The sequence below is a fragment of the Nonomuraea sp. PA05 genome, assembly GCF_008086045.1.
GTDB lineage: Bacteria > Actinomycetota > Actinomycetes > Streptosporangiales > Streptosporangiaceae > Nonomuraea > Nonomuraea monospora.
Genome location: NZ_VSEY01000001.1, coordinates 114,424 through 128,258, shown reverse-complemented (window position 1 = coordinate 128,258; position 13,835 = coordinate 114,424). Strand labels below are relative to the sequence as shown.

General features: G+C 71.6%; 13 protein-coding genes. 9 read left to right on the top strand and 4 right to left on the bottom strand.

The annotated features are described in order from the left end of the window. Positions 1–23 precede the first annotated feature (23 nt). The 9 genes from FXF51_RS00570 to FXF51_RS00530 all read left to right on the top strand — a co-directional run bounded on the left by FXF51_RS00570 (position 24) and on the right by FXF51_RS00530 (position 10,264). Positions 24–1,025 (top strand): AAA family ATPase, encoded by a 1,002-nt coding sequence (locus tag FXF51_RS00570; protein ID WP_148432205.1) that lies wholly within the window; start codon positions 24–26, stop codon positions 1,023–1,025. Beyond that, entirely contained in the window at positions 1,022–1,963 is a 942-nt protein-coding gene (locus FXF51_RS00565) for a DUF58 domain-containing protein (RefSeq protein WP_148432204.1), read from the top strand. Before FXF51_RS00570 ends, FXF51_RS00565 begins: the two co-directional genes overlap by 4 nt. Beyond that, positions 1,960–2,907 (top strand): VWA domain-containing protein, encoded by a 948-nt coding sequence (locus FXF51_RS00560; RefSeq protein ID WP_148432203.1) that lies wholly within the window; start codon positions 1,960–1,962, stop codon positions 2,905–2,907. Before FXF51_RS00565 ends, FXF51_RS00560 begins: the two co-directional genes overlap by 4 nt. 11 nt (positions 2,908–2,918) lie before the next feature. Then, the gene (locus FXF51_RS00555) at positions 2,919–3,509 is read left to right on the top strand and encodes a class I SAM-dependent methyltransferase (protein WP_148432202.1); all 591 of its coding nucleotides are present in this window, start codon (positions 2,919–2,921) and stop codon (positions 3,507–3,509) included. After that, positions 3,506–4,045, top strand: coding sequence for a TrmH family RNA methyltransferase (locus FXF51_RS00550; RefSeq protein ID WP_148432201.1), 540 nt, complete (start codon positions 3,506–3,508; stop codon positions 4,043–4,045). The genes FXF51_RS00555 and FXF51_RS00550 overlap by 4 nt, the downstream gene beginning before the upstream one ends. Positions 4,046–4,081: 36 nt before the next feature. Beyond that, positions 4,082–4,882 carry a glycerophosphodiester phosphodiesterase family protein gene (locus FXF51_RS00545; protein ID WP_148432200.1) on the top strand — a complete coding sequence of 267 codons (801 nt, stop codon included), beginning with the start codon at positions 4,082–4,084 and terminating at the stop codon, positions 4,880–4,882. A gap of 36 nt (positions 4,883–4,918) precedes the next feature. After that, positions 4,919–6,352 (top strand): MFS transporter, encoded by a 1,434-nt coding sequence (locus FXF51_RS00540; protein ID WP_148432199.1) that lies wholly within the window; start codon positions 4,919–4,921, stop codon positions 6,350–6,352. A 101-nt stretch (positions 6,353–6,453) separates the two neighbouring features. Beyond that, positions 6,454–7,065, top strand: a complete 612-nt coding sequence (locus tag FXF51_RS00535) for a hypothetical protein (RefSeq protein ID WP_148432198.1) — start codon at positions 6,454–6,456, stop codon at positions 7,063–7,065. Between the two features lie 40 nt (positions 7,066–7,105). After that, positions 7,106–10,264, top strand: coding sequence for an NACHT domain-containing protein (locus tag FXF51_RS00530; protein ID WP_148432197.1), 3,159 nt, complete (start codon positions 7,106–7,108; stop codon positions 10,262–10,264). Positions 10,265–10,344: 80 nt separating this feature from the next. Here the strand turns inward: FXF51_RS00530 and FXF51_RS00525 are convergent, their stop codons facing one another. The 4 genes from FXF51_RS00525 to FXF51_RS00510 form a co-directional block, all read right to left on the bottom strand. Next, the gene (locus tag FXF51_RS00525; protein ID WP_262379224.1) at positions 10,345–11,640 is read right to left on the bottom strand and encodes a serine hydrolase domain-containing protein; all 1,296 of its coding nucleotides are present in this window, start codon (positions 11,638–11,640) and stop codon (positions 10,345–10,347) included. A gap of 19 nt (positions 11,641–11,659) precedes the next feature. Further along, the gene (locus tag FXF51_RS00520) at positions 11,660–12,385 is read right to left on the bottom strand and encodes an ABC transporter permease (protein ID WP_148432196.1); all 726 of its coding nucleotides are present in this window, start codon (positions 12,383–12,385) and stop codon (positions 11,660–11,662) included. Next, the gene (locus FXF51_RS00515) at positions 12,382–13,341 is read right to left on the bottom strand and encodes an ABC transporter ATP-binding protein (RefSeq protein WP_148432195.1); all 960 of its coding nucleotides are present in this window, start codon (positions 13,339–13,341) and stop codon (positions 12,382–12,384) included. Before FXF51_RS00515 ends, FXF51_RS00520 begins: the two co-directional genes overlap by 4 nt. 75 nt (positions 13,342–13,416) lie before the next feature. Continuing rightward, a complete protein-coding gene (locus FXF51_RS00510) occupies positions 13,417–13,833 on the bottom strand; it encodes a hypothetical protein (protein ID WP_222871059.1) in 417 nt (138 codons plus the stop codon). Positions 13,834–13,835: the final 2 nt, after the last annotated feature.

The window sequence follows — 13,835 nt, the reverse complement described above, 5'->3', positions numbered from 1 at the left end:
GGCGCGTTTGGTGGAATGGCGTCATGAGCGTCGCCGAAGAATTGCCGGGCGGAACCGACGCGGCACTGCTGCGTCAGAGTCTCGACGAGGTCCGGCGTGTCATCGTCGGGCAGGACCACATGGTCGAAAGGCTGCTGGTGGCCCTGCTGGCACGCGGGCACTGCCTGCTCGAAGGCGTCCCAGGCGTCGCCAAGACCCTAGCCGCCGCCACCCTGGCCACCGTCGTGGGCGGCACGTTCGCCCGCATTCAGTTCACCCCCGACCTCGTGCCGAGCGACATCGTCGGCACCCGCGTCTACCACCCGTCCAACGAGAAGTTCGACGTCGAGCTGGGCCCCGTCTTCGTCAACTTCCTGCTGGCCGACGAGATCAACCGCGCACCCGCCAAGGTCCAGTCGGCGCTGCTGGAGGTGATGGCCGAGCGCCAGGTCACCCTCGCCGGCGTCACCCACCCCCTGCCCAGGCCGTTCATCGTGCTGGCCACCCAGAACCCCATCGAGTCCGAAGGCGTCTACCCGCTGCCCGAGGTGCAGCGCGACCGGTTCCTGTTCCGGGTGCGCGTGCCGCACCCCAGCGCCCACGAGGAGCTGGAGATCCTGCACCGGATGAGCGTCAGGCCGCCCGTCCCCGAGCGGGTGCTCGACCCCGACAAGCTGCTCGCCCTCCAGGAGGCGGCCGAGCAGGTGTCGGTGCACCAGCTCGTCGCCGACTACGTCGTCCGGCTGGTCATGTCCACCCGCGCGCCGGCCGAGTACGGCCTGGCCGACCTCACCGAGACCATCGAGATCGGCGTCAGCCCGCGCGCCACCCTCGGCCTCGTCTCCGCCGGCCGGGCGCTGGCCCTGCTGCGCGGCCGCGACTATCTGCTGCCGGACGACGTGCGCGACGTCGCCGTGGACGTCATGTCCCACCGTCTGATGCTCACCTTCGACGCGCTCGCCGACGGCGTCGACCCGGAGAGCGTCGTCAAGCAGATCCTGCAAGCCGTCCCCCCGCCCCTCGTCGTCTGGAATCAGAACCGTTGAGCCCCACCACAGCGGAGCAGGCGCTGCGCCGGCTGGAGCTGACCGTCACCCGCCGCCTCGACGGCCTGCTGCACGGCGCCCACCAGGGCCTGCTGCCCGGCACCGGCAGCGAGGCCGGAGACAGCCGCGTCTACGTGCCGGGCGAGGACGACGTGCGGCGCATGGACTGGAACGTCACCGCCCGCACGACCGTCCCGCACGTCCGCGACCTCATCGCCGACCGCGAGCTGGAGACGTGGGCGCTGGCCGACCTGTCGCCCAGCATGGACTTCGGCACCGCCGACACCGACAAGCGCGACCTGGTCGTGGCCGCCGTCGGCGCCATCGGGTTCCTGTCCAGCCGGATGGGCGACCGGTTCGGCGCGCTGGTCATCCACGACGAGTTCGTGCACCGCATGCCCGCCCGCACCGGCCGCCCCGCCCTGTACGGGCTGCTGCACTCCCTCATGGACGCCCCGCGCGGCAGCGTCGTGCCCGACCCGCCCGACCTCGCGGAAGGCATCGAGATCCTCTCGGCCACCCGCAGGCGGCGCGGCATGCGGCTGATCGTCTCCGACTTCCTCGACGCCCACCCCGACCTCGACCCCGACGCGGAACGCCCCTGGGAGCGCCCCATCAGGCGGCTGGCGGCCCGCCACCAGGTGCTGGCCGTCGAGGTCATCGACCCCCGCGAGCTCGAACTGCCCGACGTGGGCCGCGTCGCGTTCGCCGACCCCGAGACCGGGAACGTACGCGAAGTGCACCTAACGCCCAAGATCCGGCGCGCGTACGCGGAGGCCGCCGCCCTGCAACGTGAGGGCACCCGCCTGGCCCTGCGCCGCGCCGGCATCGCCCACCTCGTCCTGCGCACCGACCGCGACTGGGTCTTCGACATCGCGCAGTTCGTGCTGCGCCAGCGCCGCATGAGCCACCTCGCCCACCGGAGGCCCACCGCATGACGTTTCTCGCCCCCGGCTGGTTGTGGCTGTTCGTGCTGGTGCTGCTGCTCGTGGCCGGCTACATCGCGGCGATGTTCGCCCGCCGCCGCTACACCGTGCGCTTCACCAACCTGGCCCTGCTCGACCTCGTCGCCCCCGCGGGCCCCGGCTGGCGCCGCCACGTGGCGCCTGCGCTCTTCCTCGTCATGATGTCGTTGCTGGTCATCGGTGCCGCCAAGCCCGCCGACCAGGTGCGCGTGCCCCGCGACAGGGCCACCATCATGATCGCCCTGGACGTCTCCCTGTCCATGGACGCCGACGACGTGCAGCCCAACCGCATCACCGCCGCCAAGGCCGCCGCCCAGGCGTTCGCCAGGGAGCTGCCCGACCGCTTCAACGTCGGCGTCGTCTCCTTCGCCCGCTCGGCCAACGTCGTCATCTCCCCCACCACCGACCACCAGGCCGTTGTCACCGCCATCGGCAACCTCACCACCCGCCCCGGCACCGCCATCGGCGAGGCCGTCTTCAACGCGCTGGAGTCGGTGCGCTCCTTCGACCAGCAGGCCGCCACCGACCCGCCGCCGGCCGCGATCGTGCTGCTCTCCGACGGCGACAACACCTCCGGCCGCTCGGTGAACGAGGCCATCGAGGCCGCCCAGCAGGCCCGCGTCCCGGTCTCCACCATCGCGTACGGCACCCAGGAGGGCACCGTCAACATCGACGGGCGGCCCGTGAACGTGCCCGTCAACAAGCAGACCCTGCAGTCGCTGTCCGACGGCACCAGCGGGCGCGCCTACACCGCCGAGTCCGGCAGCGAGCTGCGCGAGGTCTACGAGCAGATCGGCACCTCGCTCGGCTACAAGCTGGTCAGCCAGGAGATCACCCAGTGGTTCATCGTGGCGGCCATCCTGGCCGGGCTGCTGGTGGCGGGCGCCGCGGTCCTGTTCGGCTCGCGGATCCCGTAACGTTTGGCGACGTGGCGCACTACTTCTCCGAGCAGCCGGGCACCGCGAGCAGGCCCGGCTCTGTCGATCTCGTCCTGCCCGATCTGCATCTGCGGCTGGAGACCGACAGCGGCGTGTTCTCCCCCGAGCGGGTGGACGTCGGCACGCGCGTGCTGCTGGAGAGCGTCCCCGCGCCGCCGCAGGAGGGCGACCTGCTCGACCTGGGCTGCGGGTACGGGCCGATCGCGCTGACCATGGCGAAGCGGGCGCCGGGCGCGACGGTGTGGGCCGTCGACGTGAACCGGCGGAGCCTGGAGCTCGCGGAGCGAAATGCCCGATCTGCCGCCCTTGACAAAGTAAGGTCCGTACATATCGATGAAGTGCCAGATGAAGTGAAATTTCGGGCCATCTGGTCTAATCCTGCGATCCGGATTGGGAAGCAGGCCCTGCACGACATGCTCACCAGGTGGCTCACCCGGCTGACGCCCGACGGCGTGGCCTACCTGGTCGTCCAGAAACACCTCGGCTCCGACTCCCTGCAGCGCTGGCTCGGCGAGCAGGGCTGGCAGGCCTCCCGCGAGGTCAGCCGGGCCGCCTACCGCGTACTGAAGGTGACCCCGTGAGAAGGCAACTGCGCCCCACCGACGTCAAGCGGCTCAACCGCACCTGGCGCAGGAACACCCAGAACCGTCTCGGCCTGATCATCGAGTCGGTCACCGGCCCGTTCAACATCGGCTCGATCTTCCGCAGCGCCGCCGCGTTCGGCGTGGACGAGATCTGGCTGGCCGGCAACGCCACCCCGCCCACCAACCCCAAGGCGGGCAAGACCGCGCTCGGCACCGAGCGCCTGGTCACCTGGCACGAGGCCGTGCCCGCCGTCGAGGCGGTCAAGGCGGCCAGGGAGGCCGGCTACGCGGTGCTGGCGATCGAGCTGACCGCCGAGGCCACTCCCCTGCACAGGGCCGCTCTGGGCCGCGACGTGTGCCTGGTCGTCGGCAGCGAGGACCACGGCTGCTCCCCCGCCCTGCTCGACGCCGTCGACGGGGCCTGCTACATCCCGCAGGTCGGGCGGGTCGGCTCGTTCAACGTGGCGGTGGCGGCGGCCATCGCGCTGTCCGAGGCGCGCCGCCAGGAGTGGCAGAATCTCCCTGATTCGTAACCGAACCGTTCACTCGGGAAGGGCATACTTCAGGACGTGCTGAGCCGTCGATTCGCCTTCCTCGACCATCCAGGCCCGCTGGCCTTCGCCCACCGCGGAGGCGCGGCGGAAGGCGCGGAGAACTCCGCCGCCGCGTTCGAACGGGCGGTCGCGCTCGGCTACACCTACCTGGAGACCGACGCGCACGCCACCGCCGACGGCGTGCTGCTGGCCTTCCACGACCACACGCTCGACCGCGTGACCGACCGGCGTGGCCGCATCTCGGAGCTGCCCTACCAGGCGGTCAAGCGGGCCCGCATCGGCGGGGTGCACGAGATCCCGCTGATGGAGGACCTGCTCGGCACCTGGCCGGAGATCCGCTTCAACATCGACGTCAAGGAAGCGGCCGCCATCGCCCCGCTGGCCGAGGCGATCAGGCGCACCAACGCCTACGACCGCGTCTGCCTGACCTCGTTCTCCGACGAACGGCTGGTGCTGGCCAGGGCGGCGCTCGGCGGGCAGGTGTGCTCGGCGCTCGGGCCGCGCGGCGTCGCCGCGCTGCGGGCCGCCGCGACCACCTCCGGCTACGGCCGCCTGCTGGCCAGGCTCTCGCGCGCCGGGGTGCCGTGCGCGCAGGTGCCGGTGGGCTTCCGCGGCCTGCGGGTCACCACCCGCCGCCTGGTACGCACCGCGCACGCCATCGGCATGCAGGTGCACGTGTGGACGATCAACGACGCCGACCGCATGGAGCACCTGCTCGACCTGGGCGTCGACGGCATCATGACCGACAACGTCACCGGCCTGCGTGACGTGCTGGAGCGCCGGGGGCTGTGGCATCCCGGCCGCCTCGCCGCCTGACCCTCTCCCTTCGCCGCCAAGGAGCGATCCGTCACCATGCCCGTACCCGCACCCCCCGCGGCCCTCGACGACTCCCCCGGCGCGCGCCGGCGCGAGCAGCGCGGCTGGTACTTCTACGACTGGGCCAACTCCGCCTTCTACACGGTGGTCATCTCGGTCTTCCTGGGCCCGTACCTCATCCCGGTCGCCAAGAGCGCGGCCTGCGCCAAGGACTTCCCGTCCGTGGAGCCCGGCAGGTGCGTGGAGACCTTCGACCAGCTCACCGTCATGAACCCCGGGCTGGGGTACGTGGACGTGCTCGGCGCCGACATCAGGCCCGCCGCCTACTTCGGCCTGATCACCACGGTCGCGGTGTTCCTGCAGATCGTCGTCCTGCCGATCGTGGGCGCGCTGGCCGACCACACCGGCCGCAAGAAGGAGATGCTCGGCGTCTTCGCCTACGCCGGGGCGCTGTCCGCGATGGGCCTGTTCTTCGTCGAGGGCGACCGCTACCTGCTGGGTGGCGTGCTGTTCATCCTGGCCAACCTGTTCTACGGCGCCTCGATCGTGGTCTACGACTCGTTCCTGCCGCAGATCTCCACGCCCCAGGAGCGCGACGGCGTCTCCTCGCGCGGCTGGGCCATCGGCTACCTCGGCGGCGGCCTGCTGCTGGCGCTCAACCTGGTGCTCTACCTCCAGTACGAGAGCCTCGGCCTCACCCAGGGCATGGCGGTGCGCATCTGCATGATGTCGGCCGGCCTGTGGTGGGCCACGTTCACGATCGTCCCGCTGCTGCGGCTGCGCAACCGGCCCGTGCCCGCGCACGAGACCACCGCGCTGCGCTCGGTCGGCGGCAGTTTCCGCCAGCTCGGCCGCACCCTGTCCGAGCTGCGCCGTTACCCGAGGACGCTGCTGTTCCTGGTGGCGTACCTGGTCTACAACGACGGCGTGCAGACGGTCATCGGCAACAGCGCGGCCTTCGCCTCCGAGGCGCTCAAGCTGCCGCAGGAGGTGCAGATCACCGCGATCCTGATGGTGCAGTTCGTGGCGTTCTTCGGCGCGCTGCTGCTCGGCTGGCTGGCGCGCAGCCTCGGCACGAAGCGCACGGTGCTGGCCAGCCTGGTGGTGTGGACGGCGATCGTGGCCATGGCCATGTTCGTGGCCGAGGGGCAGGCGCTGCAGTTCTACGTGATGGCGTTCGCGATCGCCATCGTGCTGGGCGGCACGCAGGCGCTGTCGCGCTCGCTGTTCTCCCAGGTGATCCCCAGGGGCAGGGAGGCGGAGTACTTCAGCCTGCTGCAGATCAGCGACAAGGGCTCGGCGTTCATCGGCTCGCTGACGATCACCCTGGCGCTGCAGTTCACCAACAGCTATCGCATCGCCATCCTGTCGATGATCGTCTTCTTCGTGATCGGGTTCATCCTGCTGGCCATGACGAACCTGCCCAAGGCCATCCGCGACGCCGGCAACGAGGTCCCCGCCCACATCTAGAGAACACCCATCACATGAGAGAGCACCGCTCTTGACATCAGTGCGCCCTTGACGAGAGCATTGCTCACATAACAGAGCAATGCCCTTAAGAAGGAGCATCGATGTCCCCTCGGCTCACCTCCGCGGCCTTCGCCGCCGGCGGCGTCCTCTTCCTGCTCTACATCGCCCTGCGGCCCGCCGGCGACGACGCGGCGGCCATGGCCTCCACCGCCTGGGTCGCCGGGCACGCCGCCGCCATGGCCGGCTTCATCCTGCTCGGCGTGGCAGTGCTCGGCCTGCACCAGGCGCTCGGCGACCGGCTCTCCCTGCGCGCCGCCGTGCTCACCTGGATCGGCGCGGGCCTGACCCTGCCCTACTACGGAGCTGAGGACTTCGGCCTGAACGTGATCGCCCAGCGCTCCCTGCGCGACGGGACGCCCGCGTTGATGGAGCTGGCCGAGCAGTTCCGCTTCGGGGCCGTGCCGGTCGGCATGTTCGCCGGCGGGCTTGTCCTGCTGGCCGCCGGCACCGTCATGGCGGCCGTGGCCGTGTGGCGGTCCGGGGTGTTGCCGCGGTGGAGCGGGGTGGTGCTGGCGCTGGGGTTCGTGCTGTTCATCCCGCAGTTCTTCGGGCCCTATCCGCTGCGGGTCGCGCACGGGGTGCTGGTCATGGTGGGTGGGCTGTGGGCGGCGGCCGCCTTGTGGCGTAACACCGCGCGGCCCGCGCTGCGATAACGGAAGGTAGTCGGACGGACGCGACCACCGGGGGCACGGGATGTGGCGAGATGTCTCACTGTCCTATCGCGGCGCCCTGGAGATCCTGGGCCACCACGACCGGCCCGCGCTGGATCGGCTGAACGGACTGCTCGGTGGCGGCGTCCTGGCCGCGGGCGTGGCGTCGCTCGCGGTCGGCGCGCCCGGCCCGGCCGCGTTACTGGCGGCGGTGTGGGGCTGGATCGACCAGAAGAACGAGGCGGCGAGCCTGCTGCGGGCCGTCCTCGACGGCGTCCGCGGCAAGCTGCTCGGGCTGGAGGGCTACGAGCGGCACCAGCTCATCACGGCCGCCCACACCACGATCGTGGCCTCGTCCCTCTTCGAGGTGCTGCGCGAGGAGGCGAAAGGCCTGCGCCTGCTCGCCGGGGACGAGGAGACGCTCACCACCGGCGAGTGGCTCGGCGACGGGGAACGCCTCTTCGACGCCCTCTACCGGCTGGAGGTGCCGATCCCGTCCGCGACCCGCGGCTTCCACGACAACCTCGGCGCGGTCGCGGGCTGGCTCGAACCTCTCGGCACCCGGACGCTCCGCTTCCTCCGGCTCACCGGAACCGGGCCGCTTCCAGAAACGCGGGCCGTGCTGGACAAGGCACTGGAGCGGTACCGCACGCGCTATCTCGGGCTGGCCGCCGCGGTTCCCGAGTTCTTCGTGTGGGCCAGCCTGGACGAGCACGCGGCCACCCGGCACACCGTCACGAACGCCCGCGCCGAGTTGCGGGAGGCGTTCCGGACGCAAGGCTCCGCGCTGGCCAGGATCGAACGGCTGCTGAGCCTCGATCTGTCACGCCGCGAGACGAGCGAGCGGGACGTGGCCGGGGTCGTCGCGAACGCGAACCGGGGCGAACTTTCCGAACCAGTGGTCCCGATGGACGCACGCCACGACGCCGCGCTGGCCGTTCCGACCGTCGAGCAGATCTACGTCGGCCCGCACTGTCGTTTCGCCGCCTACGTCCGGGACGGCAGCCGCCCGGCGTCCGAGGAGTGGTGGCAGGAGCAGCGCTTCAGCCGCCACCTCGACCTGCTGCTGACCGCCCACCTCACCTCACCGGCCGCCTTCGAGCGGCCGCTACTGCTACTCGGCCATCCAGGGGCCGGAAAGAGCCTGCTCACCAAGGTGCTGGCCGCCCGCCTGCCTTCGGCCTCGTACACGGTGGTGCGCGTGCCCCTGCGCCGGGTCAACGCCGACGACTCGGTGCTGGACCAGATCCAGGCGGCGCTCGACCTGGCCACGAACCGGCGCGCCCAGTGGTGGGAGGTCGCGCGGGCCAGCCCGCGGGCCGTGCGCGTCGTCCTGCTCGACGGCCTGGACGAGCTGCTCCAGGCGGCGTCCGGCGGCCGGGACCGGCGCGGCTACCTTCAGGAGATCATCGGCTTCCAGCAGAAGGAGGCGCGGCAGGGCATGCCGGTGGCAGTGATCGTCACCTCCCGCACGGTGGTGGCCGACCGGGTGCTCATCACCGACGGCACGCCGATCGTCAAGCTGGAGGACTTCGACGACGGCCAGATCGCCCAATGGCTGGACCGCTGGAACCGGGTCAACGAGGCCGCCGCGGCGGCCGGGCGGGTGCGCCGGCTCACCCTCACGTCGGTGAGCGACCGCCCCGATCTGGCCGAGCTGGTCAAGCAGCCGCTCCTGCTGCTCATGCTCGCCCTGTACGCGGCGGATCCGGCCGCGTCACCCATCGAGACCGTCATGTCAACGAGCGCGCTCTATCGGCTGCTGCTGGACGAGTTCGCCCGCAGGGAGGCGGGCAAGTCGCCCGTGCCGCTGAGCGAGAAAGCCGTCGCGGCGGCGGCCGAGAGCCATCTGTGGCGGCTCACCGTGGCGGCGTTCGCCATGGTCAACCGCGGACGCCAGGACATCACCGACGCCGAGCTGGGCGCCGACCTGATCGCCCTGGAGGAGCGGCAGTCGGAGGCGCCCGACGTGGCCGAGATCGGTCGCGACCTGGTCGGGCGGTTCTTCTTCGTGCACCGGGCCGAGGCGCGCACCGGCAACGAGGACTCCGTCCGGCGCTGCTACGAGTTCCTGCACGCCACGTTCGGCGAGTACCTGGTCGCCGCGCACGTCGTCGACACGCTGCGCGCGCTCGCCGCCACGCCCGCCCTACCCGGCAGGGCGGTGGACGACGGGTTCCTGTACGCGCTGCTGTCGCATCAGCCGTTCAGCGACCGCCCGCAGATCCTCACGTTCGCCGCCGAACTCTTCGACGAACTGCCCGAGCCGTCGCGCAAGCAGGTCGCCGCGCTCCTGGAGAAGCTGGTCTCATCCGTCAGGCAGCGGCCGGACACCGGCCGTCACGCCTCCTACCGGCCGACTCCCCTGGATCGGGTGCGGCACCTGGCGGCGTATTCGCTGAACCTCGTCCTGCTGCGGGTGAGGATGGCGCCGATGCTCGTCGCCGAGGTGTTCGGCGAGGACCTGCGGGCGTGGCGCTCGACCGTGACGTTGTGGAGCACCGGGCTCGACCCTGAGCAGCTCGACGGAGTCCTCGACCTGCTGGCCTACCGAGACGGGCAGCTGGGAAGGAACGGCGTCCGATGGATGCCGGAGTATCGCGAGGCCCTCCTGGCCCGGCTGGCCGGGGACAAGATGCTGGAGGAACGGCTGCGGCTCGGCCTTGCCATCCAGGACGGACTCGCCTACCGCATGCCCGATGATTCCTGGGACCAAGGCATCGCAGCCTGGCTGATCATGGCCTTGTTCCGGAACCGCCCTGTTCCCGACTCCGACTACCCGGACCAGGATGCGCCCTCCCCGAGGGTCGCACCGCTGACGCGCCTGATCGACGTGCTACTGGTGCTGCGCGGCCACCAGATGGATCACGACGATCTCCTGTCCCTGCTGAACCTGCGGCTCCGCCTCGCCGATCAGCTGTCCCCCGACCCCGCCGTCCTCGCCGCCACGCTCCTGAACGACCCGGCCAAGGAGCTCGTCGAGCTGGTCCTGCCGCACGTGGACCTCGCCCGTCATCCGCGCCTGGCCGTCCTGCTCTGCCTGGCAGCCCATCTGACGCGGAATCCCGGCGTCGCCCGCCTGTTCGAGCCCGCGATCCGCCTGTCGCGGGACTCTCCCTACTGGTTGTACGACTACCAGCTCGACGTGCTGCACGACATCATCAAGATCTTCCGCTGGCCGGACGAGCCGACGCTGCCGTGACTCACCGCGACCCCGGCACGATCTGGCCGCGGTCGCACGTCGAGCACGCGCTGACCGAGCCGGGCCGGGGCGCGCGTTGATCAGGGCGTGAGCGTCCCCCCGTCCATCAGGGGCGGCGTGTACGGCTGCGCCACCCTGCCCGCCGCGGCATTGTCCGTCCCGCAGGCCATCGCCAGGAGATGGGCGCCGAACGCGTAGTCGATGGCGTGCGGAACCGGCTGGCCGTTCTCGTCCACTTGCTGGTAGTTGCGCAGGTTGAGCCCCAAGGCGAACTGCCGGGAGCCGGACGCGTCGAGGAACGACAGGGTCTGCATGCCCGGGATGCTCCCGTCGTGTCCCCAGAACCGGCCGCACGGCAGGTCGAGGGGGTAGATCCCGAGCCCGTAGTCGATCACCGGGCCGGAGAGCGACCGTACCGGCACCGTCGTGCGCATCTCGGCCAGCAGAGCGGCGTCGAGCAGCCGTCCGTTCAGCAGCGTCCGGAAGAAGCGGTTGAGATCCTCCATCGTGGAGGTGATCGCGCCCGCCGTCCCCGCCCAGGACATGTCGTAGACGCTGTAGTCCCTGGGCGGGTCGAAGTAGCCGTACAGCGCCTCGTACGCCTTGGAGTGCGGGCCGGGCACGTGCGGGGTGCGCGGGAAGGACGTGTGCCGCAGCCCCGCCGCGCGGATCACGTGGTCGGTGATGTAGCGCTCGGCGCCGACGCCCGTTACCTTCTCCAGCAGCAGCCCGGCGATGACGTAGTTCGTGTTGGAGTACATTCCCGGCAGTTCCCCCGGCTCACCGGTGGCGGGAGCCTCCAGGCCGAGCCGCGCCAGCTCCCGCGCCGGGAACGTGCGGAAGCGGTTGGCGTCCAGGCTCTCGACCGTCGGGAAGATCAGCCCGGTGTGGTCGCGGACGTGGCTGGTGTGGTTGAGCAGCATGCGTACGGTGATCCGCTGCCCGCGCTCGCCCGGCGCCAGGTCCGGTAAGTAGCGGCCGATGGGCGCGTCGAGCTCGATCGTGCCCTTGCCCACCTGCTGCATGACCGCCACGGCGGTGAACGTCTTGGTGATGCTGCCGATCCTGTGCACCATGTCGGGGCGTACGGGGCGGCGGGTCTCGATGTCGGCGACGCCGGCGGCGCCCTTCCAGGTCTGCCTGCCGTCCACGACGTGCGAGTAGGCGCCGTACATGCCTGCCGCGTGCAGGGCGTCGAGGGTGCGGCGCAGGCTCTCCCCGTCGAGGCCGCCCGCCTGCGCCGCGGCGGCGGGTTGTGCCGCGAGCAGCGAGGCGGCGAGGGTCGCGGCTCCCAGCCGGGACGCGAACGTGCTGAAGAGGGTCATGGCGCCCAGCATGAGCGCGCGGAGCTCGCGGAGGTCAGTCGCCGGTGTCATGGGCTTCGCATGACAGGAGTCATGCTCGCGCGCCGGTGACGAGCCGTTCACGATCGACCAGGGCCGAGGCGGCCCGCCAGCCGAGTACGTCCAGGAGCAGCAGGACCGCCCCCAGCACGAGCGCCGTGGGCAGGACGGCGGGGATGACGTCGAAGGCGACCAGCGAGGTGACCGCGACCGGCGGGAGGCTCAGCAGAAGGGCGAGCTGCCCCGCCGATCGGGGGTCGCGCGAGCGGGCTGAGACGCCGATGCCGACCCAGACGGACCAGAGCGCGAGCGGCGGCGTGAACAGGACCTGGGCCAGCAGCTCCGGGCCTCTGACGAACGCGGCGGCGACGGCGGGATGCGCGAACAGCTCGACGACGGCCACGAACAGGGCGAACACGCCGTAGGCGATGGCCGCCGAGGGGATGAACGCGGCCACGGCCTTGCCCAGCAGCAGCTCCCTGCGGCGGATGGGGGTGGCCAGCACGGGTTCGAGTGTGCCTTGCAGGCGTTCGCCGACCACCGCGTACGCGGCCAGGGTGGAGGGGACGAGTGCCGGGACGCCCAGCAGGTAGAGCAGGGTGTGCTCCTGCCGCAGCGCGGTCGCCGCCGCGACCGGCAGGGCGAAGACCGCGACCAGCGGCTGGATGAGGAACACCAGCGGCAGGATGGCCGCCGTCGCGACCACGGCGCGGTTGCGTCCGTACTCGCGCAGTTCCTTGGCCACGATGGCGCGCACCCGCCGCCCGCTGACGGTCATGGCCTGTCCGCCTGTCCGGGATCGACGAGTTCGAAGTAGACGTCCTCGAGCGTGGGGCGCGTCGGGACGATCGAGAGCACGTCGGCGCCCGCCGCCACCAGCGCCCGGGTGAGCGCGGGCGCCGCCGCGGCCGGATCGGCGACCGTCAGGACGTACCCGGCCACGCCGTCCTGCCGCCAGCCTTCGACGCCGGGCAGGCCGGACAGCACCCGGCCGGGATCGGGCAGCGGGACGGCCGTCCGCACGGTGAGCGCCGGCGCGAACAGCCGCTCGCGCAGTTCCGCCGGCCGGCCGGCCGCGCGCAGCGTGGTGTTGAGTATCGCGACGCGGTCGCAGAGCCGCTCGGCCTCCTCCAGGCGGTGGGTGGTCAGGAACACGGTGACGCCGTCCCGGCGCAGCCCGCCTATCAGGTCGTGCACCTCGCGTGCGGCGGCCGGGTCCAGACCGGAGGCCGGCTCGTCGAGGAAGATCACCTGAGGGTCGGCGAGCAGCGCCCTGGCCAGCGCCACCCGCTGGCGCAGGCCCTTGGACAGCGTGCCGCAGATGTCGCGGTCGCGGCCGGTCAGGTCCACGGCGCGCAGCGCGCGTTCGATGCGGGCGGCCGGGGCGGGGACCTCGTACAGGCCGGCGAAGCAGCGCAGGTTCTCCATGACGCTCAGCCGCAGGTACAGCCCCGGCGACTCGGGCAGGACCGCGATCCTGCGGCGGATCCGCGCGCCGTTGGCGGGGGTGAGCGGGAGCCCGGCTACGGTCGCCGCACCCGAGGTGGGGGCGAGGAGCGTGCCGAGCGTGCGTACGGTCGTCGTCTTGCCTGCGCCGTTCGGGCCGAGGAAACCGAACACCTCGCCGCGTTCCACCTCGAACGTGAGCTCGTCGAAGGCGACCCGGCCGGCGAACCGCTTCGTCAGGCGCCGGGCCGAGATCGCCGGGCCGGGCGGGGGCCGGACGCGGGCCATGACACCAGCATAGGCACGGCCCCGCAGTGCCGCACGTCTCCCCGGACGCGCTCGCGTAGGCGCACGCGCTGCCCGTCAGCGCCACGCGCGCCTGGCCGCCACCCCCACCATGACCATCCCGGCCACCGCCAGCAGCGTGGTGAACAGCCACTCCCCCGAGCCGTCCGGCCCGTACACCCGGCTCGCGCGCCCCGTGTCCACCGCCTCGACGGTACGTCCCGCCGCGGTGGTGCCGCGCTCGCTGCCGTACAGCTCGACGTCGTGCCGTACGACCCGCCCGTCGCCGGAGGCGAAGTCCCCCGCCCAGACGCAGGACTCGTGCCCGGGATGCTGGATGCAGCGCAGCTCCCGGGCGGTGAACACGCCGCTCACTCCGTCGGCGCGGGCGGCCTTGATGGTGGGCCCGAGCTCGGGCACGGACCAGAAGATCAGCAGCAGCCCGAGCCCGGCCAGCGCCACGGTGAAGGCGCTGAGGCGCCGCTTGACCCGCACGT